The 240-nt window shown below is 70.0% G+C and carries 1 protein-coding gene; it reads left to right on the top strand.

Translation table 11 applies throughout. The features are described 5' to 3' along the window. A partial coding sequence (locus tag U858_RS0133435) for a polysaccharide biosynthesis C-terminal domain-containing protein (RefSeq protein ID WP_029954827.1) occupies positions 1-240 on the top strand: 240 nt, incomplete at both ends.

Raw genomic sequence — 240 nt, 5'->3', positions numbered from 1 at the left:
CACTGGCGGCGCTGGCCGGCGAATACCTGCGCGCGCTGCTATGGGCCATGCCGCCCTTCCTGGGGTTCCTGGTGCTGCGCTCGTTCATGGCCGCGCTGCAACAGCCGCGCTGGGCCTTCATCGTGGCGATCGGCGCGATTCTGTTCAACGTGCTGGGCAATTGGGTGCTGGTGTTCGGCAACCTGGGCTTTCCGGCGCTGGGCCTGATCGGCGCGGGCGTGGCCAGCGCGCTGGCCAGCC

The sequence above is a fragment of the Achromobacter sp. DH1f genome (assembly GCF_000633435.1).
GTDB classification, from domain to species: domain Bacteria; phylum Pseudomonadota; class Gammaproteobacteria; order Burkholderiales; family Burkholderiaceae_B; genus Achromobacter; species Achromobacter deleyi.
Note: the sequence above shows the minus strand (reverse complement) of the source record. Positions and strands in the feature narration are given on the sequence as shown.